The organism is Delftia sp. K82 (genome assembly GCF_002193035.1).
GTDB classification, from domain to species: Bacteria; Pseudomonadota; Gammaproteobacteria; order Burkholderiales; family Burkholderiaceae_C; genus Comamonas; species Comamonas acidovorans.
The window spans coordinates 57770-80281 of record NZ_MYFL01000008.1; the positions used below are offsets into that span (position 1 = coordinate 57770).

The window sequence follows — 22512 nt, forward strand, 5'->3', positions numbered from 1 at the left end:
GCGACCCCGGCGACCCCGGCGCAGGCCAGCGGCGTCAGCACATTTCTAACCGACCTCGTGTTCATGACCATCATCGCTGCAATGGTCTCAGTCGCGGTGACGGTGTACCTCCCTAAATGGCTAGGCACGGGGGTGGGAAAGGCTTCTCTACAGGACTCCATCGTCACCGTCAATTTTGAGGCGATTGTGAAAGACCAGATCACGGCATTAAGCGACCAGGTGCGCGTTGGCTCAATCGAGCCCAAGGACATGCCCAGGCTAAGCGAACTGTTCATGTCCGCCCTCCTGGCAAAAATCAAGTCCCAGACAGAAGAGGGAAAGATCGTCTTGCGCAGCGAACAGGTACTGGGCGCTCCTGATGACATCCCTGACCTGACCGACCGCTTCCGCACTGAGTTGCAGCGGGAAGGGTTCATGGAGCGCAAGCTGGAAAAGGGTGATGTGCCCACCGAAGCCCGCAAGGACGCGCAATGAAAGCCTGGGTAAGGAAGCTCTTTCGGGTGTGGCTGGTTACCAATGCGGTAAGCATCGCACTCATCACACTGGGCCTCTGGCTGTCCGGCCTGCGCATCGGGATTGATGTCCAGCGCCTCATCGGCGAGCCCGCTTGCATGCCCTCGCTGGTCTACATCTGGAACCCCGGGCTGTCCGAGCCTGCGAAAGTGGGCCACTACGTCCTCGCAAGGATGCCTGCTACCGGGTTGGGCGTTGGCGCGCGACCCGGAGACCGCATCGTCAAGCGCGTGCGTGCTGTGGCCGGCGACACCGTCAAGGTCGAGGGCACTGAGCTGTACATCAACGGCAAGCATCAAGACAACGACAGATTGTGGTTGGCTAAGAGCATCCCCGGCAAGGGCCCGGGGGACTTCGATCGAGAGGTGACTCTTGGGGATGGCGAGTTGTTTCTGATGGGGACAACGAAGGAAAGTTTCGATTCAAGATATTGGGGGCCTGTCAAACGTGAAGCGATTCTTGGTTCTGCTATCCCTCTGTTCTAGCTCGTTCGCCTGGTGCGCGGACCAGGTGGAGAGCAGGGCACCTTGGCTCAACAATCTGCCGCGCCCGACAGAAGCTGCCGCCATCGCGCCGCAGCAGCCCGCCATGGGGTCGTTGCGAGACTTCCTAATGCAGCCTGCGCAGAAGGCTGAGTGGATCGACGAAGCCAAAGAGCGCTTGCAGAGCAAGGCTCCTCGGTCGGAAGCAAGTCGTAGTGCACCCGAGCAGGACTTCGATATCCAGGTGTTCATTTCCACGGGCATGCCCGAAGGTGTCCTGCGCCAGTTGTTCAGACAGGCGCTGGCCAAAGACCCCAAACGCATCCGTTTCGTTGTGCGTGGTTTCGAGCCACAGAAAGTCGGCGCGCTGCTGAGCAAGCTGCGCCATCTACTTCCTGACCCGTACAACGATGACGTCATCGTGGAAGTCGATCCGAATGCGTTCCGAGCCTACGCGGTGGACGCTGTGCCGGTGTATTTGGTCAAGGACAAGGCAAAAGACAAGTGGTTCGAGATTCGCGGAACCGCTAGTTTGGACCTCGCACAGGATTTTGCGCGCAGGGGTGGAAGCTACACAGCTGGAGACCTCTACCCGATAGCGGAGCCCGACATCTTGGCCGTGATCGAGGAGCGGGCACGCAAATACGACTGGGAGCCCGCGATGAGACGTGCCCAGGCACGAGCAGCCCAGAACCTGCGCCCAACCTTCGATCTTCCCACTTCATCGCGCAATGCGACGGCGTACTTCACTCCAACTTTCACGGCGCCGCATGACATAACTTCACCAGGGCAAAACGGCAGAGGGGAAGTCTTGATCGCTCGCGCTGGCCAGACCTTCGCTCTTCTCGACTACACCCGTCTGCAAGTTCCTGTGTTGGTCTTCGACGCAACGGACCCCCGCCAGCTGAGCATGGTGCGGCAATGGATCCAGCGACCCGAGTACAAGGGCGCCGACGTGTTCGTGGTGGGCTCGAATGCTGTTGCGCGCGACACGACTACACCTGTGTCGGCGGACCTGCAGCACTTGCTCAAGCGTCCTGTGTTTCCGATGCCGCGACGCCTGGCAGAGCGCTTCGGCGTGGATGCAGTGCCTGCGATCGTGGAGCAAGAGGGACGCAATCTGCGAATTCGCTACTTCGACGCAGCATCTGGACACGCAAAGTGATCATGACACCAACCATTCTTCGCGCTTTGGCAATTCTTGGAATTCTCGTGGCTAGCCTTCTCGGATTGAACGAGGCCTATGCACAAGAGGGGGGAGCGGGCTCCGGGGATACCTCCTCCGCACGCGCTATCGACTGCAGCAACTACAGCCCACTTGAGACGATGTTCAAGGACGTGTGTTGGAGCGGGATGTTTCCTTTCCGGCTCATGGGGGCAACGTTCATGGATGGCAAGTCGGGGGTGCCGACGGATGCGAACAAGGACATCCTGTGCAAATGCGGTGGGAGTCTCTCGGACGCCAAACTGCCCCGCATTGGCTTCACGCTTGGGTTCTGGGCTCCGGCCAAGATCATTGACGTGACCAGAAAGCCGTACTGCCTGCCGTCCCTCGGGGGGATGAAGTTGCCGCTGGCTGGCGCTGAATTCCTTAACGGCGGGGCGAACATGGGACGAGGGGGACTGAACTCGTTTTTTGCGAACTGGGCGCTGTACACGTTCCCCATCATCTACATGCTCCGACTCATCGATGACGGCGCCTGTCCACCCGATGGAATGACCGAGTTCGATCTGCTGCAGGTTAGCCCTGCGTTCCCCAACTGGAATGATGTGCTCGGTCGCTACACCACGTTCATCAACCCCGAGATGCTGCTATTCACGGGAGTGACCTCTCTCTTTGCCCTCCCTATAGATGCCGCCTCATCGTCCTTCGGTACACCCATCAACGCCTTCTTCTGGACAGCCGGCGCCTGGGGGCCCATGTACCCAATCACGGGGTTCGCGTCAGGGTCCGGAGACACAAAAGCAGATCCAGTGTCTCTCACAAGCCTGACCGCAGTGCGAGGAATTTCGCTGCTTCATCGACTAGGGCTCCTCAACGAGACCATCGGCAAAGCCAACGTCTGCGAGCGCAACCCGCGATTCGTAATACGCAAAGACGCCTACCGCTGGCAGTTTCTCGCTCCTTCCCCGGAGTCGAACGGCCGCCTGCCTGGCGCTCCTCCGCCGACCTCCACTACCTCCCAGGTGCGAGAGGTAAATCCGCCTTCTCGATTCAGCACTTGCAACCATGCCACTGGCGCGTCTTCTGCGGCTTGGGGGATGTGGCGGGATGTTCCAGCGACTGGTGAAGACCATTCCTATCTGATTTTCCAGTGGACCGATTGCTGCTTCGGCATCACTCCGTAAGAGCCTCGCATGACGCACAGATCTGATCTTCCAGAGGTCTATAGGCCGCTGTCCCGGAACCCCGCTATCGTTTGGAGTGGGCGGTTCATGTTGTCGTGGGCCTTGGTAGTGATGCCTACCACTTCCGTACTGACCTACGCTCAGGCGTTGCCCGCGCCTTCTACAGCTGCGCAGAATGAGTGGGCCGCGACGGCGCGCACCCAGGATGAGGGGACAGCGAACCAGCTGATCAACCAGCGTGCGTCGAAGCTCATGCGTAGCCAGTACCAAACTGGAGCGGCGCTAAGGTCTCCAAACTTGACCCAGGACACGTCGGCCCCGGTGCGCACACCGAAGATGGTCGCAGACCCAGGCGACGCAGAGCGCGCAGCAAAGCAAGCAGCTCGTGTGACACAGCGGTCGCGTGAAGACATGGTGCGCAGCGCCCAGTCGGCGAACTCGGTGGCGCAAGAGAACTACCAGCGCATGGATTTCCATCAAAACACGCTGGAAACAAAGAGGACCGAACCGGGCGTCAACCAGACAACGAACCATCGCGCAAATTTGAACGAGATGATGCCGGGGTTCAGCGACCAGAAGGTGGCCGAGATGCATGAGATCGGCGCCCAGATGTACAACAACCCAGAAAAGATGGAGTCCATCGCCGAGCAAAACAGGCGAAACCTCCGCAGAGACGGTTGCCGTCGAACTCAGTTCGCGCTGAAGTCGCGACAGAACATCGATCTGGCTCCCACATCGCCTGAACATCGCATTCTCAAGGTCGAGTTCTTTGACATCGAGAAGGTGGCCATTCCGAACACTAGCCCAGTCGATCATCAGTTCATCACAAAGCCAACAACCTACAAGCGCGGCAAGGTGGACATGCTGAGGGCAACCCTTGGCGGCGTGGCCAACGTTATCTGGGACCAGGTCGATGAGACGTTCGCGATCCGCTACACGTACACACCCTTTGCAGAGCCCACGGGGCGCAACTACTTCACATACAACCACTGGTTCGGTGTTTCACGTGGCGGAGCCATTGAACGGGTGCTCGACCCTGGGCTTGTGAGCTATGGAACTCCGTCTGATGGCTGGAAGCCTGTCGCTGGTTATGCGGTTCCTTACGGCGTTACAGCCGCGTATCTCGCCGCTGATCTGTACCAATCTGAGGTGACGTATTCAAAGCCCGTGGACGGCGTGCCATGCCCTTCGGACCCGCCCGAGCAATGCGAAGTCCCATCTGTTGGCGGTGACCCCGTGCGTTGGTGCCCAGGGGCCTACGGTGCAAACATCGTCCTCATGTACAACGATGCCGCGAATCCAAGCCCGGATCGCTTCGGCAAGGAGTTCAATGACAAATTTGCGGCCAATGCCAGCCGCAACGATTTCTCCGCGAACGCGGATCTACGCTCAGGCGTTATACGCGGCGTCAATGCTGGAAATAGTGATCTGGCCAAGCAGCTGATCGGCTCGTGCCGGCGTGATTCAGTTTCGCGTATTGATGTGATCCAGGGAGGTACGTACGGAGATCCCGATATTCAGATGTGCTCTGAGACACTTGTGAACCCGTTCCCACAAGGTTGTCAGGGTGTCAAACGCAGTTTCGGCCTGACATACGTCGGTGAGCACAACTTCATGTCGGTAACGGCATTCAACAAGGTCAAGGTGCCGATCATCGACCCATTGACGAAGTTGCAGGTCAAGGATGAGGAGGGCTTCCCTCAATTTACCTATCGCAAAGATCCGATGAACGTGACAGGCTCACTGCGAACCGACTTCACGATCATGGGAGCAGCTACCTGCCCAGCAGGGGAGAACTGCACAACCGAAAAGCTGCCCGACGATCCGCGCGGATCGAGCGAGGGCCAGTACGTGGAGTACCGCCATACGCCCATGGGAGGTGACCCGAAGCTCTTCGTGGTCAATGGCGTGTATGCCCAGGCTGGAGGAACGGGAGACTTCACGGACTATGGCGTGTCTGGCTCAAGCTGGATGCCGACAGGCACGGTGTTCGCGGACGGCACACTGCACGAAGTGAGGCTAATGGCCAAGATCTACAGCATTGCGATTAACAGCTTCGCGGGCTGCGAGCGCTACATGCAGTACGCCGCAGACGGGTTCTGCAAGGGTGCAAAACTGACCTGCACGGACACGGCTCCAACGCGCACGGTTGGCGACGTCACTTTCGGGCCAAACCTCCCAAACCGAGGGATCGTCGAGTTGCTCAAAAAATGGGGCACTGATGCATCAGCGGTCGTTCAGCCAGACTACGACAACGGATCAGGCGCGGAGCCAACGCCGAACGGACCACCACTCAAGCTGCTTGACGATCCAATGTGCTGGCAGGCTAACGCCGAATCGTTCACGAGCTGTGCCACGATGGAGGTAAGTAGCAGGCTTAAGACTTTCATGCGTGACGGAGCGGAATGGGCAACTGACTGCAATCTGACGACGGACGACAACGATGTGCCGCTGGAAAGCTCCCCCTCATGCAAGCGGGCCCCAACACGTGATGAGTGCGACAACCGCTTCAAGGGAATTTTCACAGGGCAGTGCTACAACCCCTCTATCGCTTACGACTGCGGCGTTACCCGAGAGTTGAAAATCCCGGTCTCGATCGAAGAGCAGGGCGATGCATGCTCGGGTGCAATGCGTTGCTTGGGGACAGAGTGTCATAGGCCGAACTTGACTGGATCGCATCAAGGGGATTTCGCACGCGCTGCTTCGGGCATGGAGGCCATCAATCAAATGGTGAATGAGATGGTGTGCGAAGAGACGGGCGAGCCACCAAAGAGCGTGGATCAGGCGTGCACACCTTATATCTTCGGTGGCAAGGCAATGTACTGCAAGATTCCGATTGGTCATCAGATCGGCCTCACGCCCAATTGCTGCAAGGAAGCGAGAAAGGGTGCCAAGTCGGCGCCAGGCTGGATGGAGTACCTGCAGGCGATGTCCGCACTAAACAAGCTGGGGCGGACGAAAGCGGTCCAGGACGTGATGGCAAGCAGCGACATCTACAACTCGATAGCTCGAACATTCGGTGATGTCTCGTCTGAAGTGACTAACCTGTACTCGTCGGCGGCGTCATGGGTGACTGACAACCTGGTCGCACCGTTCCGCGCTTCTTTCGATACCCTAATAGGCTCGGAAGCCACTTCGGAGGTGGCGAGCATGGGGGTGGGGGAAGTGAGTAAAGGCTTGGGGATTGAAGGGCTAATGACACAGTTTCAACAGTTCCTCTATAAAGGCCTTAATGACGTCTTGATGAAAATAGGCGGTCAAGAACTTTCCGGCATGGTGTTTCAGGCCGCACCGGGCGGTGCGCTCAAACTTACACCAGGAATGCAGAACTTGGTTGACGGATTAGGCACCGTGATGATGGTTTACTCAATCGCACGACTTATCGGTCACATAATCTTCGCTTGTAAGCAAGAGGAGTTCGAATGGGGAATGAGTGACAAGTGGCGTTTGTGCACCGATGTCGGTTCCTGTTGTTCTAAAAAAGTCTTTCTGATTGGTTGCGTCGAGAAGCGGCAGCTCTATTGCTGCTACAAATCGATTGTCTCGCGAGTGATTAGCGAACAGATAGTCTCCAAGAACCTTACGGGTCAGCGCCCATATGGCTTTCGCTCTACCAAAGATGGGCGCCAACTAGGTGGCTGCAGCATAAACTGCGGAGGATTCACCGCGTTTGAGTTGGCTTCGATAGATTGGTCGAGGATTGACTTGACAGAATGGACAGATACATTGATTGAAGCGGGGCTTCTGAATCCAGCTGACCCGACGACAAACTTTGGTATCTCGCAGAACAAGATCAAGCCATCTATGGCGATAGCCGGAAATCCAGACGTAGATAATGCGTATGACCATCGAGTTCCAGCGGTCAAGTCTGCCGAGATCCTTGGAACTACTATTGACAGGGCTACAAGCTTCACCCATGCCCTTAAGGACGAGGTTGAGGAGCACTGCTACGACGCAAATAAGAAGAAAATGCCGTTCGTATATCCTGGGTGCAATACAAAGCCATAATTAATATATGCTTTGCATGGATTGTGCAGAAAGCTCCTAGAAACAGCGGCCAAACATCGGTTTGGCCGTTGTTTCCAACTCCCGGGCAGCGATGATATACCTACGGTACGCCGTGCTCCCGATTTTCGATCGCTCCTATTTTTCTTTGAAAAGCTTCTGTTTCAGTAGCTTTTCGGCCTACTTTTCTTAGTCTCACTCCGTACGATAGGACGCGAAAGGGGGCTCTCTTTTGAGGAGCTCCCGTCGTCTTACGAAGGGGGATTGCGAGATGGATTCTGGCGCAGCATTGATGGTGGCGGTGGGTGGGCTGGCAATGGTCGCGCTTGTGCTAGTTGGGGCAGCAAAGCCTGACGGCCAACGCGCGGGCGCAGCACGGGAACGAAAGGCCCCCAAGTCGCCCACCACCTCTCCGGACCGCGTTGGCGTCTCGCCCCGCCGAGCGGGTGCAGGAGAGGAGGAGGATGAAGGCACGGCACTCCCCCAATCCTCGCTAATGATTCCCCCCCCTGACGAGGCGCGCATCCAGGCGATCGCGCCCAACAACGACCTACGTAGGCGCGGCTGACATGAGTCTGCGTATGCACATGAATGCTGGCCTTCTTGTGTGGCTGTTATCCGGCTATTGCTTAGCCGGCGATGTTGACCAAGTGGTCACGGCTATCCGCGAATCTACTCAGGACACTACGAAGCTAACTGCGTGCCTCCTCCTCAGTCAATCGGCCAGCACATCGAAGGTGGACGCGCGAACCAAGAAGAAGGCCGTCGAATTGGTAACGCAACGATTGAAGAATCAGGACGTGGCCATGTTGCGCGCCCGAGGGGATGTAGCGCGAAAGGGGCTCTATGGCTATGAGCGCAACGAGGAGCTGGCATATCGCCTCTACTCCAAGGCCACGCGTTCGGTAGAAGCGGGCTGGAATGGTGCGCTGATGCTCTACAGAAGAAGCCCCAATGGCGTAAGCGCAAGTGATGCCCGCCTGATCTTGGACTTACTTCAGAAATCTGGCGCTGCCACCCAGAATTCGCGTGGGTTGGTCGGCTCATATTCGCACTATGTTGCCGGCCTGATCAACGAGGCAGGCACGGCAGGCAAGCCAGATCTGAAGAAGGCGTTTATCCATTACCGGACCTCGGCCCGCAATGCCTACGTGCCTGGCGCTTACCACTACATGCGCCTGCTGGTCCAGTCCATACCAAAGCTGCCGACTACCGAAAAGGGTGTAGTGATGCAGGAGATCCGGATGATGGTGAACCGCTGGAAGTGGCAATCACCCGAGATCATGTTCCTGGCCGGAGACATCTACGCGGCCCGATGGCTTCCGGACGAGGACGGCTTCATGGCCCAGTACCACTGGCGGATGGCTGCAAGGATGGGTGCTGCTCGTGAGATCGCGGATTTTGAAGGGGCGCTAAAAACCCGGGTGCGCAGGCTTTCGCCTGAAATGGAAAAGCGTCTCGAAGAGGCTATTGAAGCAGGGTTTAAAAACACAATGGCCGTTAAAAACGAACTGGAATTCGTTGACCTGTGCGCTGAGTGAATATGAAAAAGATCTTTTTATCGGTAGCAATAGCGACTATTGCAGCTTCTGCAGTTCAGGCGCAGCAAGCCGGAGATCCCTTCAAGAAGACAGAAGAGGGCTGGTTCTGGTATCAGGTTGACCCAGAGCCCAAAGAGCCGCTCAAGGTTGAGGAGGTCCCACCGCAGCCGAAGAAGCAAGCCCCCGCAGTTATTCAACTCGGCAAGCCTAAGAAGCCAGAAGCGCTATCGGTGGATTGGTTCCAGACTGAGTACCCGCGTCTGCTCAACAATGCGGTGGACAACCCTACAGATGAGAATGTCCAGGCGTACCGCTATGCCACGCGGGTAATGCTGGATAAGGCAAGCAATTTCACGCGGACTTTTCAGCGTCAATCGCTTCTTGATCCTCTTCTGGATGAGTCAGTACGCTCACCATTTTCCAGTGCAATGCGAGGTAGCTACCAGCGTTGGTCCTTGGAGCAAAAGAGGAAGGCCACGGAGGCGATCTCAAAAAAAGCCGGCTTGTGGGTCTTTCTAGACGATAAGTGCCATTTCTGTTCGCTCCAATACCCAATCGTGGAACGGACAGCGAAAGAGCGTGGATTTGAAGTGATCTACATCACTCCCGATGGTGAGCGGCCAAGTTGGCTTATGGGGAAAAGCGACGTTCGGAAGGATGACGGCCAAGGCCGCCATCTAAAGATACAGGTAAGGCCCGCCGTCGCGCTGGTGGCGCCTCCAGACAACATCACTGTGATTACTCAAGGGATGCTGTCACAGGATTTGCTGGAAGAACGGATTTTGATCGCCGGGGATGCTGCTGGATTGGTTACCGGGCAAGCACGTAAGGATGCGTTCCCCGAGGAGCGAGGAATCCTGACGACCGAAGACATCAAGGAAATTGGCCGCGCACTTGAAAAGGATCCGAAAGCAATTGTCCCCAGCGCGCAAGACAAAATACAAAAGAGGTATTGACATGGCGAAAGCTCGAAGGTTCAAAGCTACCGTAACCGCAATCACAATTGCAGCAATGGCAGCCTTAATGCCTGCCGAGGCTAGTGCGGGCCTAAAGGAAGCAATGAATGACATGTTTGTGACCACTTCAACAAATGCACAAACATACAAGTCGCAGCGGCTTATGGGCGTTTACGGCGGATCGCTCTCTATACGATCGCCCGGCAGAGGCATCAATATTGTCCAGTTTGCTCCCCCCAGAATTGACGCGGGGTGTGGTGGAATTGATATCTTCTTTGGCAGCTTCTCATTCATCAATGGTGCGCAGTTTGAACAGCTCCTGCGCTCTATCGCTGCCAATGCTACAGGGTTCGCTGTGAAGGCCGCCATCAAATTGATGTGCAATCCATGTGACGAGATTTTATCTCGCCTACAACAAGCAATGGAAACACTTAATTCAATGGCGAAAAACACGTGTGCCATTGCAAACTCCATGGTTTCTGGATCGATTGAGCCGAAACTAAAGGAGCAAGCTGCAAGAGTGGGTACGGCGCTATCTGGCGCGCTTAGCTTAACTGCGGACTGGGTCTCCGGGGAAAGTAAGCGGCAAAGCCAAACCCCCTCGGACGCAGCAACGGCTGGTGGAAATGCACAAGCCCGAGATAACAATCCGAATGTGGGAAATTTCGTGTGGCGCGCTGCAAATGAGACAATGGGTAAAGGCGCTAACACTCTCCAGGTCTTCATGACTAAGAGGCAAGCAATTGAAATAATCATGGGTCTGTTTGGCACCACAGTAAACCGTGCAACAGAGGCCGGTGAGAGCTGCGGACCAGGTGTGAACCCGGAGGTTTGTGACCAACCAGTGCAGACGTACCCTTCGAAGATTGCCAACTGGGACCAGGTCCTCAAAGCCAGCAGATTTAGTCCCGATGGCGTCGGGATTTACTCGTGCATCAATGAAGGTCAGGAATGTACAAAAATCGATTCCAGCAGGAAGCTTCCTATTAGCGAATGGGGTGGTGTCGAGGACATTGTCAATCAAGCGCTGTTTGGAACTACTAGGCCTGAAATTAGAAGTAACTGGACGGACAGCTCTATTGTTGGGTCTTTTGCCAATAGGAGGCCGCTCGTTGCGGGATCGTTGGATGCAAGGTCTCAAGCGATCTTGGACATGACACCGTTCCCCTTGCTGCACTTCTTGCTTGAAGCACAGAAGATTCCAGGGGCACCTGAACAGATTGGCTTGATCGTGGCCCAGTATTTGCCGGACTACTTCGGCTATATGCTCGGCATCGAATTGCTCACCATAGGAAAGTCGGCGTTCACTGAGCAAACGAAAGCCATGATGCCTGATGGGTATGCGGCTGAGCTAAAGATCAAAGAGGAGGCGCTCATGAAGATGCGGCCTGATGCTGACAAGATGAACTCTATGGTAAAGGCGGTATATGACTCACTGGTCATCAATCAAAGGTTAACCGCATCCCAGATGCGAGGCGCGTCCGGGTCTGGCGACAAGCGCTAGGGGAGAATATGGCGTTCACTATATATACAATTTCCGATCCTGTTGTGATCGGAAGTGCGATGACGTCGATGGCTATGTTCTTTGGTCAAGAGTCATTGGTTGGTTCGATCGTCAAGACCGGGCTATTGATATCGCTACTCTTCATTCTTGGGCAAACTGTCGTTCAAAAAGGATTGCGACTCGATGTAATATTGATTCAGCTTATTGTGGTTTGGGTCGTTTTTCTTCCCAAGACGACTGTCAATATAGAACAGTTTGATAATTCGGCGCCACCACGGGTCGTGGACAATGTGCCTTACGCAATCGCGCTTCCTGCAACGTTGGCCGGCAGCTTTTCCTTAATGCTGACCAATCGAATAGAGCAGGTAATGGTCAACGTCAATGGAGACTATCTATCGGTATCTGGTGATGTGCACCCATTCTCACCTGCACGGGTGTTGATGAGCTTCGCAGCTTGCCCTCTTGAACCGCTAGGGTGCCTTTCTCAGAACCTAGTTGAGACAATGCGCCTTGCGGTACGCTACTGTTCAGGCCCTAGCTTATCTAAAGCCGAATTTGCTAACCAGCGTTATGTTTTGAAAGCACTGTCGGAAACTCTGACGGAGACTGGAAGTACTGTAATCTATGATGATGGAAATCCGTATGTAACGGGAGGTGGCGGCGGACGCGCTGCGTCCTGCTCTGAAGCGGCCTCATACCTTAGAAACTATGAGGATAGCGTTGGTAATGGAAGCAGTAATGAGGTAACTGAAACAATAAAAAATCTCGCAAACAAAGCAGAAATAAAACAAAACAAAGCAGTCATTCGCGATGATGGGACGATTGACTATGATACCGCCATGGGAATGATCAATAAGTTGACCGATAGCTCCTCAAGGATTGATACCAGGAGTGTCTTCAACATCATGACATATTCAATGGCCGATTCGCTGAAATATGTTGGCCATACGCCAATTGATCAGCCGATTTCCATAATGAGAGACTCGGGCTTGTTCAATTGGGCAAAATCAGAGGCATCCCAAAGCATGATGGTAAGTACAACAGCTCCAAAATTCATGGATGTGTTGTTCTTTATATTCATCGCAAGTACGCCGATAGTCATGTTCATGCTTGCTGCCAACCCTCAAAGTGGGGTAAAGGTGGCTGTATCGTACATCGTATTTGGCCTGTGGACTCAGAGCTGGATTCCGATGATGGCGATCATTACCAGTTGGTATCAGCGAGATATTCTGAGTATTCCTGCGCCTATTCCTCCATTAGGCGAACCTTTATCCCCTGCGTACATGGCGATGATGATGCGCCAGACGATGACATCGACGATAGCAGCTGGGAACATGATCCAGAATGCTCCATACCTGATGTTCGCGATACTCACTGGCTCGATGTTTGCGATGTCGAGCATGATCAGCAAAGCGGTTCCTAGTGGGAGTGGTGGTGGCTCTACAGGAGAAGCAAGCGGCGCAGGTGGAAGTTCTGGCGGTGGGAAAGGCTCGCCTCTTGTTGGCGGCGCAGGATCCGCTGGCAGTCCTATTCTTGCGCAGCGCGCTGCAATTGCCGGATCCGAGAACGCAATGCGTGGAGGTATGACAGGCGATTCCGTTGGAGTGCTTGGCGATGCGTCTGCGAATTTATCTGGTCTGGGGAGCATGGATTTCGGTGGCGGTGTGGCAAGCTCAACCAATTATTCGTCTGAGACGTCAGCAGCCGCGCGTCAGAAAGTTGAGCAGTCCCAATCGCAGGCGTTGAACGAAACTTCTTCCTTAATCGCATCCGGTGGTAAATATCTTGATGGGGCAAAAGTCGCAAATTACCTGTCCAGCCGAGGCAGCACTGTGACGTGGGATGCTTCCACTGGAACGCTTAGTTCTGATGGGCAATCAGTGAATCTGCGCACTGGGCAAATGAACACAGCTGCGAGAAATGCAGCCCTCTCAGGGAATATCCAAGCAGGAATTAACTCAAAGGACTCTCTCCCAGGGAAAGTACTTGGGACCTTTACTGGGATATCTGGGAGTGCAGGTATTCAAGCCTCCACTGGAATTAGTCATGGAGTAGCCCAGACTGCGGGCCTGGACGAACTGAAGAGCTTAAAGAACGAGAGGAGTGCATCGTCGGGTGTTCGTGACTCAGCGTCCAACGGTGAAAGTGCCAACACTGGCTCGTCTGGAAAATCTGGCTCCCAGTGGTCTGAAATTGGGCAGAAGGCGACGCAGCTAGGAAATACACTCACGAAACTTGCCTCAAGCGCAAAGGCATTGGACGAGGCAGATAAGCTCTCAAAATCGGCGGCTATGGATGCCTCCGCAAAGACAGGCGCTAAGGTCGAAGGATCAGACTTTGTAAATAAGTGGGGACAAACGCAGGCAGGCAAGAGCGGCAGCGATTCGCGCCATCAAGCTGAAGCTCTTGGGAAAATACAGGGTGCGATGGGAGGCGCATTGACCGGTGAGGCACTTCAAGGCTTTCTCAGCTCATTCGGGAGTAACTACAGGCAAATGGAGCAGGCCTTCGGATCTGGCATGAGCAAAGACCAGATGGCAGGCGCGGCTGCTTGGAAAGCCTTGACCTCAATGAACGCCTCGGCAGCGAGCCCGTCGGAAAAGCTAGCATCGCTAAATGCGATGGCGAAACTTGCCACGGCGGCAAACATTGCCGACGTTTCTGCAGGTGTGGGGGCAGCCGCTGCCGCCGTCGAACGTGTTGCGGCAGTTGAAAGGGGCCTAGCGAGCATGCAAGCCGGGATGAAGCCAGCTATGGCGCAAACTGAAGCGGCGGTGAAGAGTGGCCTTGATCCGGATCGGCAGAAAGAACTTGCAGCTGGTGCAAATGAGCGGATTGCAGGAGGACGCGCGGCTGCAGGCGGAATCTATAGCGAAACCATAGCTCAGAATGGTGCAGTTGAAGCGAGAGCTAAAGAGTCAGTTGGCCAAGCTCAGCAGGGTAACGTTCAGTTCGAAAAGCATACAGGCGATAGCACGCCATTGGTCACGGGAATGGCAAATGCCACTTCGCGTCAACAGTTCGTTCCTACAAATGATGGCGCCGGATATGCCGTTGGCGGTAAACCTCCATCACCATTAGAAAGGCTTCAGGATACTCAGGCTGCGTCAAACCTGAAGAATGCGGCGCCCAGTGACCCAGGTGCTACGCTCAGATCTCTGTATGCCGGAAGTGTTCCGCAGGCAGACGCAGGTGGCCTTTCTTCCGCTGTTTCTGCGATAAGTGGAGCTACAGGAAAGGCACTGGACTCGGCGGGATTCGTTGCCGGGTCGCTATCGGATGGAGCTAATTCAGGTAGCAAAACTGCACAAGCCCTTTCAAAGGGTCCTGGCGGGTCTCACCTTCAGCCTGCTGGGGGCCAGTCTGCGCCGCATAGCCAAGCGGCCAAGCCAGAGTTGAGCAGCCATTCTCCCGTTGCTTCGGCCATCAGTGGTGGCTCTGTGAATATGCTTAGCGCGGCGGGATCCGTGGCTGGAGCACTAGTGAATGGCGCTCCAGCCGGGAGTAACGTTGTCACAAGCATTTCGAAGGAGGTAGGTGGTCCGTCAGCTCACTCGCCAGTGACCGCTCCTTCCAATGGGCAAGCAGGCTCTGCGGCTCAAATTTCCAATGGTGGAGGGGGTGGGCTTTCGCCCGCTGCTGCCGCAATAAATGGTGGCACGGTGAATATGCAGGGAGTGGCTGGATCGGTGGCCGGATCAGTAACCAGTGCTGCAAGCGCTGGGAGTACGGTCGTTCAAAATATTTCAAAAGATGTCAGTGGGGCGTCATTACCGACATTAGGAACTCCAACTACTATCCCACAAGGTGGCGCCTCGGGCGGGGTGGGGGCAGCGCCGGAGCAAGAGGTTGGAGGAAAGCCAGGACGGCCGGTTCCCGGAGGCGCGACATCTCGTCAAGTCCCCGGAGAAAACAACAAGAAATCGATTGCTCCCCCCAAATGAAAAGAGGCCCTTTAATTAGGGCCTCTTTTTATTCAATATCATGGTCTCTATGATAGTTGCTGTTGTGGATGTTGGTTGCATTCCAGTGTCTCTCAGGGCTGGTAATGTCCTTCATCGATTCATTAAATAGACTTGACTGGCTGTTCTGGACATCGGATTCATTATCTTTGTTGTCTAATTTGTTTGCCCCGAATTTCAACTGCCGTAATAGGTAATAGATTACGCCTGCAGCCGCAAGCATCAATATTTCGTCTATTGGAAGCATACGAATCCCCTTTCTGAATTGATTATATGGCAGATAGGCAATATTTGCAAATACTTTGCTTAATTGTTGAAAGTTCGCGCCTTCGTAGGCTCCGCCCAGACGGCGACGTATGCAAGAGGTGGTTTTCCTCGAAAAGTGCCTTCTTTTCGTGCTTTTCGTGGCAAAAAAATCGTGCCCTGTTGATAGCATATCCGAGTCTATAGTCACTCTTGAGCCAGCCTATGTCCCGCGAGATCAGTCGTAAGGTAATCCGCCGCTTGCTGGAGGTCAGCGCTGTTTTCCTCCTCAGCGGCATGTCGCTCCTCCATGCGTGCGAGTCAAAGCTGCCCCCGGGCGCTTCAGCGAGGGCGGACGAGTTCATCAAGGAGGGCAAAGCATGGAAGGCATACGGTGCGATGAACATAGAGGCGTCGAAAGGTAGTGGAGGGGCCTATCGGTACCTGGCGACAATGCTAGAGAAGGGGCGAGGCGTTGAGCGCAGCGCCTTAGCTGCTCGGCAGTTGAATTGGATGGGTTCGCAATACCACGACGCCGATGCGATGTTTCACGCCGCCAAGGATTTTTATGCGCGCGGACATCGCAATGACGGTGATGATCTAGCCGAAAGAGCCGTCCGATGCGGGCATCCAGAAGCGGCGTTACTTCTGGCGGAACGGCGCGCTATGGAAGGTAGAGCCAGTGAGGCGTTGACATTCCTTACGCTGGCTATCGAAGCCAGTCTCCCTCGGGCGAAGTATTTTCTGGCCGAAGTGTATGACAAAGGTTCTCTTGGTCTGCCGAAGGACTATGAGCGTGCATTCTATTGGTACTCGCTTGCAGCGAAGGACGGCATCGCGGAGGCAAAGTCCGCAATGGCTTACTACTTCGTTCGCGGTTTGCATGGGCAGCAGGATGATCTTGCAGCACTGCATTGGTATCACGAAGCGGCGAAAGGCGGACATGTTGATTCGATGACTGCCTATGGCTGGATGTTGATGACCGGTAAGGGCGCTTCAGTGGACATTGGGGAAGCAAGCTACTACCTCAGCCTGGCCGCAAAAAATGGGGATAAGCAAGCAGCGAAGTTCCTCAAGGAAATCAAAATGAAGCGCGATGAACGAATCCAACTTTCTGCTTCCCCGGCGCTCAAAAATGATTAATTGTTCTATGGCCCAAGTTTGTGCAGTCTTTGCAATTTGGCTCTGTATTGCAAGTATAACAAGCGGCCTGAAATCGCACAGCACTGGAATGCATGTGATTCCGCACCGATCTAGGGGGGGGCAGTTCCTAGCGGAATTGAAGGGCGCAGCATTGCAGATCCTGCTGAAGTTGCAGACCGCAATGAACAGTTCGCGTGATGCTTTGTCACGGCGAAACATCAGCCTTGCAATGGTATTTGCCATTTTGCTCGCAAGTGGCGCTACGCAAGCGAGACCGACTGATGCTCAGATTGCACGAAATAACTTTGTCCAATCTATTCCAGTGCTTCCATGGCTAAAGTTGGCTGAGACAACTGTTCATGAGGTGCGGACGCCGATTCAGCAGCTAAAGAACCAATATCAGGGAGCTTTGCTTATCCAAGAAGGTACATCGGCGGAGACTGGAGGTATGTTTATAAACCTCTCCATGGCCTTGCCACAGGGGATGTTGAACGAGCCTGGCCTTCAAATGCTGACGCTGGATTTCGATGAGCGGAAGATTCTTCAAATGGTCGTCTTCAGAATCAATCGCGGATGGAAGGACAGGAATCTCACACCCTTGGTTGAGAGGATGACTGGCCGCTACAGAAACCTGGCTGAGCCGGATTTCCTGGGGGATCCTGACAGCGAGGCAACTGACAAAACACTGCTATTTGATATAGGGCGGTTCGCTATCGAAGTGCGTTTGCCGCAGCACGGAACTTACGCAACTGCAACATTCACCACCAAGACTATTCTGAAACGCTTGCGAACAGTAGATAGCACGATTCACATCTTCGGCGACATTCTCGATAGGTGACATGGAGCGAGATAGGACAACTCTGCTTACTGCAAGATCTCGTTCATTTGTAACCGGGGGCACAGGCAAGAACCAAGAATCGAAAACTCTGCGGTGCTGATGCCGAGTGAGGGCTGGTTCTGGCCAAGGTGAAGCTGATCAATGTTCGTGCGAAGGCGAATGAAGAAAGGGGCGGCAGGACCATGTTGCGGTGTGAGCTCGTCAAAGGGTTAGAGCGATGCGGACCGGGTGAAGGTGCTCGGCAGGCAGCTGGCGGCCGCCGCCCAGCTTTTCCCAATCTGAGCACTGCCGCGTACGTGTTGGAGATCGAGAGCATCAAGCTGCAAGGTGCAGGGCCGTCGCTCTTGGAGGACAGGTCGCCACAAGCCATGGGGTGTTCAGCGGTTGCAGCGTTGGCACTTGGCCGCTGGACTCCAAGGACCTTCAATCAAAGCCGATGTTGAAAAAAATGCAATTAATTAGCAATGATGTAATTGCAATAAATTGATGTGTAGTAAGCAAAAAGCTCGCTTCGATGGGGTTTCATCGGGAGCTATTTTGATTGCAAATAAAGTGGAGCAATAATTGAAATGATGATTAGCAAAATTATCGCTGCAGCGCTGACGCTCATGGCTACAGCCACGCTGAGCCACGCTTCCCCAGAGACGGATGCCCTGGCCCAGAAGTTGATGAAGTCGATGCCCGGCCTGACTATCGACTCGCTAAGTCCGAGTGCCATCCCCGGCCTCTACGAAGTAGTGTCGGGAGGGGACGTGGCGTACGTGACTCTGGACGGCGTACACATGATCCAAGGGACGATGTTCAACGTCCCAGCACGAAAGAATCTGTCCGAAAGGACGCTCTCCACGCAACGCGCAAAGGCGCTGCAGGACTTGGATCCCGCAAGCCTGATCGTCTACAAGGCCTCGGGCGCGGAGAAGCAGGTGATCACGGTGTTCACAGATCCCTCCTGTCCGTACTGCCACCGTCTGCATGACGAAATACCCAAGCTGAACGAGTTGGGTGTTACGGTGCGCTACGCGCTCTATGCCCGTTCCGGTGAAGGAACCTTGACCTCGCGCCAACTTTCCGAGGTTCTCTGCGCCGCAGACAAGAAGACCGCGCTTATGCGGTTCTTCGCGAACCCTTCCTTGAATTCCTCGGGCGCTGATTGCGACCAGGCACAAGGACTTGAGCGCATTGCTCGCGCGGCCAACCAGGTTGGTTTGAAGGGGACTCCACACATCGTGACGAACACTGGCTACGCGTCGTCTGGCTACATGCCTGCGCCTGAGCTTCTACGGGCCATCCAGCAGGGAAGCTGAGTATCATCTGTCTGCGCTGTCCTTTTATCCTCCCTCCCTCCCTTGTGACAGCGCCTTCGCCGCCCCTTTTTGGGGCGTTTTTTTTTGGTTCCGGCTGGTGAGTAAAAGCGTTTCACGAGATGAAAATGGGGTTGACATCATGTGTTCGGCTTTGCTCGAAACTTTACTTCTGCAAAATTTGAAGGGAGAATTTCGTGGATGAGCAAAAAAGTTGCCACGAAAGAATTGGTTTTCACGATTCCCGAGGATCTGCAGTTCTCGGACTTGGAACTCCGTCTTGACGATGATGGGCTGGTGCGGTTCAACTGGGAGGCGATCGAGCGTCTGTGCGCGACCTCCAACATCAACCCGGACTTTTTCAAGCTCTCGTCCCCCGAATACGTTGGAAACTTGATTTCCCACTGGTACGGCGTGCACCTGTACAACGGGGGTGCCCACGATCCTGAGCAAGAACGCGCCCTGTCTTACGGTGACACCATGCACTGGGGCAGCGAGCAGTTCCAGCACAGAGCCGGTACGGCCTAGTTCGCTCAGCTCCAGTAAGAACGCCCCGGAGAGACGACCTCAGGGGCGTTTTTTTTGGTTTGCCGGCCGGTACTACTTCTTGGTGAGCAGTCTCTTCCAGTCAGCTTGGTTTGCTGGAAGCGGGACGTTGATCATCCGCTCTTTCTCGCCGTCGTAAACAAGTGGCAGGGTGTCCAATCGTGCGAGCAGTGCCTGGGTACTGTTGTCCTCCATCTTGAAGACCCCGGTACCTAGGATGCGCTTCACTTCGGAGTCTTTGCCCATAGACTTCGGCTGGAGCCATGCCACGTCTCGTGCTTTCTCCGCAAACTCCATGGCCTTCACGAGCCCGGTGCCGTTGATCGTCTCCGCGCCGTAGGCAATGGCCATTGCGGCAGTGGCGAACTCGTCGTGTCCTGCGGACACAAGCACCAGGCGCAGAGGGCGCACCGCCGCGCCGTCGCGGCGCAGAGTTTGGTGAAATCTCACCAAGTTGAGCATGCTGTCTCGCCCAGCCTGTTTGCCCAAATCCACCACGAAGCTGACAGCCGAGCCGGCTCCGCCTGGCACAACAATGGCGTGCATGTCCTGTGGCCGCAGAGCCTTGGCTGGATTGTCGGCAAGCTCTCCACGAACGAAGCGCTCCACGTCCACGTTCACATCGCGGTTCTTCTGCATGTCGATCATCATTCCGACCATCAGGTACCGCTTGGACTTGTCCGTGTAGAAGACGTAGAGCTCTTTTTTCCCTTCAGGTGTCGCATCAGAAAAGCTCGTGGCCTCAACCACATAGCCCTCCAGACCAGGGAATGGTGCCTCGACACGGCGGATCACTTTCGGGTTTTCGACCCTGTAGTTCGCATCCGCGCCCAGCATGTCTTGCAACCTTTTACTGTCCTTTAGCCAGTCAGGGAGGTCCTTGCTCTTGGAATCGATTGGTTCTGAGCGCAGGACGCTAGGAGCATCGAGGGGCGCAGGAGCGGCTGCTGCGTCTTGTCCCTTGGGCTTGCCATTCTTCAGAAGACCTCCAAAGTCAACTGCGTGAGCGCTTAGATGGGCGCACAGGCCGATGATCGATGCGGATAGGATGAGCCGTTTAAAGCGCATGTCCAGCCCCTTGAATGATGCGGCTCACCATTCCGTTGAGCAGGAGGAGAAACTGCTGGGGATTGCCCTGCGCGTTGTCGGGCGTCACGACGAAACGGCCCGCCAGTGCAACAGAAGGAGTGGAGGTGAGCTTGTACGTCCGCACGAGTCGAGCGTGGCTCGAAACGCGGTTCTCGACGCCCTGGCCGCGTCCCTTCAGGTATGCCTGCACTGCCTTGCCCTCTCCGCCTGCTTGGACGATTGTGCGCAGCACGTCAGTAACTGTGAGCCTGCCTGATGGGGGCGTTCCCAACTCGGGATCACCCTGCAGCTTCATGTACATGAGGTAGTCGTAGGTTTGTATGGCTTGCGGCGCAACGTCTTGCGTGATCAGTCGGCCCAGCACCGCGTTAAATGCGTTTTCGCCTTCGCTAGTGATCAACGGGGTGGCCTCGAAGCTGAGAGGCTTTGGAAGGGTTGCCCCCCATTGCACCAGGCCATTGTGATAGTTGCGGCAGAAGGGACAGTCGTACGAAAAAAGCAGACGAACCCGGGTCAAGTCACCCTTGATAGGAGGGTTCAGAACCTCGTACGGCTTCATCTCGCCAGTTTCGGCTACAGGCGTTCCGGCCTTCGCCGGCAAATCGGCTGCTTTTGACGGGAGTGCAAGGCTTGCGGTGATGCCTGCAAGGGTGGCGAGAGCTTGTCGCCGTTCTGTGAGGAGTGTCATATTGAGCAAGGGGTTCAAAGAACTTCGCGTCCGGTGACATCCAGGGCCTCTGCCAAGGAGGTGTCACCACTGAGCACGTTGAGCATCGCGTCATGGAGCAATGTCCGATACTGCGGCTGCGTCTCGGCGGCGCGGGCGAGATCCTTCAGGCTGGACTCTTCGATCGCCAGCCGCACAGCCTGCGTGGGCAGCAACAGTTCATAGATGCCCTTGCGACCACTCCATCCGCTCTTGCAATGCTCGCAACCGTGGGGGTTATGTGTGTACAAGGAGGAGTGGGCGGAAATCGTCTCGGCGGGCACGCCCGATTTTTCGATGAGCTTAGCCACTTCATGAGTCAGCGGGGCCCCGAGGCGGCAGTGCTGGCAGAGCCTTCGGACTAGGCGCTGAGCCAAGATTCCACCCATCGATGCAGCCAGGACGTTGGGGTCCACTTTCAGATCCAACATGCGGCTGAGGGTCATGAGCGCCGAGTTGGTATGGAGAGTCGTCAGAACGAGGTGACCGGTAAGGGCTGACTGAGCAGCAATACCTGCAGTTTCGTCATCGCGTATTTCGCCCACCAAGATTACGTCCGGGTCTTGCCGCAACATCGCCTTCAATGCCTTGGCAAATGTCAGCTTCGGGTTCACCTGAGCCTGCGTGAGTCCCTCGATGCGGTACTCGACCGGGTCCTCGATAGTGATGATCTTGACGGCCGGTTTGATCAGCTGGAGCAACACGCCATAAAGAGTGGTCGTCTTTCCCGATCCTGTTGGTCCGGTGACCATCAACATACCTTGAGGCTGGCTTATGACGCGCTGAAGTGCCGCGTGAATGTCCGCTGGCATCTCCATTTTGCTTAGGGGGATCAGGTTTTCGCTCTTGTCGAGCAGGCGGCATACGATGGACTGCCCCCGCGCCAGGGGAAGGATGCTCACGCGAAATTCAACGTTGCGGCCGTCAACGCTCATCTCGAATTTTCCGTCCTGGGGGGCTTGCGTTTCGATCAAAGAGAAGCCACACCTGGAACGAATCTTCCGGTCTACCTCACGCCCGATGGCGAGAGTGAGGCGGCCTTCTTCTTGAAGTTCTCCCCTCAACCTGAAGCGGACGAGACAATCTGATTCTTGGTCGTCGAAGTGCACATCGCTGGCTCCGCGACGAGCAGCTTGCCTGAACAGATCGTTCATGTAGGCGGCTATGGGCGCGTCCTTGGAACTAGTTGAAATGAATTCCGCAGCAGGCCCACTGGTCACCTGCATCGCGACTTGTTCGGATGAAGAATTAGCGTTCATAGATTCTAAAATTGACGCGTAATTGTCCGATAAAAAATTGCTTTGTGTCAATAATTGTTACACCTCTGCGTGCGC

General features: G+C 55.2%; 17 protein-coding genes. 13 read left to right on the forward strand and 4 right to left on the reverse strand.

The features are described from left to right. From KDK82_RS30055 to KDK82_RS30095, 9 genes are all read left to right on the forward strand, one after another. A partial coding sequence (locus KDK82_RS30055; RefSeq protein WP_179218009.1) for a TrbI F-type domain-containing protein occupies positions 1-474 on the forward strand: 474 nt, incomplete at its 5' end. Next, on the forward strand, positions 471-998 hold the full coding sequence (gene lepB / locus KDK82_RS30060; protein ID WP_241150438.1) for a signal peptidase I: 528 nt from the start codon (positions 471-473) through the stop codon (positions 996-998). The genes KDK82_RS30055 and lepB, both read left to right, overlap by 4 nt. After that, positions 973-2160 carry a TrbC family F-type conjugative pilus assembly protein gene (locus KDK82_RS30065; RefSeq protein WP_241150437.1) on the forward strand — a complete coding sequence of 396 codons (1188 nt, stop codon included), beginning with the start codon at positions 973-975 and terminating at the stop codon, positions 2158-2160. The genes lepB and KDK82_RS30065 overlap by 26 nt, the downstream gene beginning before the upstream one ends. A gap of 2 nt (positions 2161-2162) precedes the next feature. Then, complete coding sequence (locus KDK82_RS30070; protein ID WP_047219482.1) at positions 2163-3344, forward strand: TraU family protein; 1182 nt, start codon at positions 2163-2165, stop codon at positions 3342-3344. 111 nt (positions 3345-3455) lie between these two features. Further along, complete coding sequence (gene traN / locus KDK82_RS30075; RefSeq protein ID WP_256974583.1) at positions 3456-7352, forward strand: conjugal transfer protein TraN; 3897 nt, start codon at positions 3456-3458, stop codon at positions 7350-7352. A gap of 578 nt (positions 7353-7930) precedes the next feature. Then, complete coding sequence (locus KDK82_RS30080) at positions 7931-8890, forward strand: hypothetical protein (protein WP_046988374.1); 960 nt, start codon at positions 7931-7933, stop codon at positions 8888-8890. A 2-nt stretch (positions 8891-8892) separates the two neighbouring features. After that, positions 8893-9846 carry a conjugal transfer protein TraF gene (gene traF / locus KDK82_RS30085; protein WP_218827106.1) on the forward strand — a complete coding sequence of 318 codons (954 nt, stop codon included), beginning with the start codon at positions 8893-8895 and terminating at the stop codon, positions 9844-9846. 1 nt (position 9847) lies between these two features. After that, complete coding sequence (locus KDK82_RS30090) at positions 9848-11350, forward strand: conjugal transfer protein TraH (protein ID WP_018207803.1); 1503 nt, start codon at positions 9848-9850, stop codon at positions 11348-11350. Between the two features lie 8 nt (positions 11351-11358). Next, positions 11359-15294, forward strand: a complete 3936-nt coding sequence (locus KDK82_RS30095) for a conjugal transfer protein TraG N-terminal domain-containing protein (RefSeq protein ID WP_088167107.1) — start codon at positions 11359-11361, stop codon at positions 15292-15294. Positions 15295-15322: 28 nt separating this feature from the next. Here the strand turns inward: KDK82_RS30095 and KDK82_RS32430 are convergent, their stop codons facing one another. Beyond that, on the reverse strand, positions 15323-15766 hold the full coding sequence (locus KDK82_RS32430; protein ID WP_143343556.1) for a hypothetical protein: 444 nt from the start codon (positions 15764-15766) through the stop codon (positions 15323-15325). 14 nt (positions 15767-15780) lie between these two features. Between KDK82_RS32430 and KDK82_RS30100 the strand changes: the two genes are divergently transcribed. The 4 genes from KDK82_RS30100 to KDK82_RS30115 all read left to right on the forward strand — a co-directional run bounded on the left by KDK82_RS30100 (position 15781) and on the right by KDK82_RS30115 (position 19365). Beyond that, positions 15781-16698, forward strand: a complete 918-nt coding sequence (locus tag KDK82_RS30100) for a tetratricopeptide repeat protein (protein ID WP_088167049.1) — start codon at positions 15781-15783, stop codon at positions 16696-16698. Then, entirely contained in the window at positions 16652-17536 is an 885-nt protein-coding gene (locus KDK82_RS32435) for a hypothetical protein (RefSeq protein ID WP_143343557.1), read from the forward strand. Before KDK82_RS30100 ends, KDK82_RS32435 begins: the two co-directional genes overlap by 47 nt. Positions 17537-18105: 569 nt before the next feature. Next, positions 18106-18840, forward strand: a complete 735-nt coding sequence (locus tag KDK82_RS30110) for a DsbC family protein (protein ID WP_088167051.1) — start codon at positions 18106-18108, stop codon at positions 18838-18840. A 198-nt stretch (positions 18841-19038) separates the two neighbouring features. Beyond that, entirely contained in the window at positions 19039-19365 is a 327-nt protein-coding gene (locus KDK82_RS30115; protein ID WP_065345269.1) for a hypothetical protein, read from the forward strand. Positions 19366-19437: 72 nt separating this feature from the next. On the opposite strand, the gene KDK82_RS30120 is transcribed toward KDK82_RS30115, so the two are convergent. From KDK82_RS30120 to KDK82_RS30130, 3 genes are all read right to left on the reverse strand, one after another. After that, positions 19438-20229 (reverse strand): hypothetical protein, encoded by a 792-nt coding sequence (locus KDK82_RS30120; RefSeq protein WP_143343558.1) that lies wholly within the window; start codon positions 20227-20229, stop codon positions 19438-19440. Positions 20230-20440: 211 nt separating this feature from the next. Beyond that, positions 20441-21178, reverse strand: coding sequence for a hypothetical protein (locus tag KDK82_RS30125; protein ID WP_143343559.1), 738 nt, complete (start codon positions 21176-21178; stop codon positions 20441-20443). Then, positions 21175-22332, reverse strand: a complete 1158-nt coding sequence (locus KDK82_RS30130) for a GspE/PulE family protein (RefSeq protein WP_179218010.1) — start codon at positions 22330-22332, stop codon at positions 21175-21177. Before KDK82_RS30130 ends, KDK82_RS30125 begins: the two co-directional genes overlap by 4 nt. Positions 22333-22512 lie beyond the last annotated feature (180 nt).